This is a genomic window from Ruminococcus callidus ATCC 27760 (assembly GCF_000468015.1).
Taxonomy (GTDB): domain Bacteria; phylum Bacillota; class Clostridia; order Oscillospirales; family Ruminococcaceae; genus Ruminococcus_C; species Ruminococcus_C callidus.
The window spans coordinates 1-302 of sequence record NZ_KI260349.1; the positions used below are offsets into that span (position 1 = coordinate 1).

At 43.7% G+C, this 302-nt stretch carries 1 protein-coding gene; it reads left to right on the top strand.

The features are described from left to right. On the top strand, positions 1-286 hold a 286-nt coding region (locus RUMCAL_RS16200; RefSeq protein WP_207636439.1), incomplete at its 5' end, for a hypothetical protein. Positions 287-302 lie beyond the last annotated feature (16 nt).

The window sequence follows — 302 nt, forward strand, 5'->3', positions numbered from 1 at the left end:
GAAATTTGCAAGCAGATGGCGTGCAAAGTCGACAAATGCTCTTTGTGCGGTATTGCCTTTATATTATACCAAAAAATGCACCTTTTTGCAAGTATTTCCGCGTACTTTCTGCATAGCCTGCATAAATCGTGATTTTCGACAATCTGCATTCCAAAAAACTGTTCAGTTTGCCAACGAAAAAGGACTGCCCTGCGGCAGTCCCCTTTTTCAGCGTTTCTGTTCTGCCTTATCCGGCAGCGTAATATTCCGGCATCTCAGTAGTCAGATCTTTCGGCAGATTGCATAGAAATTCCGCAGGCATA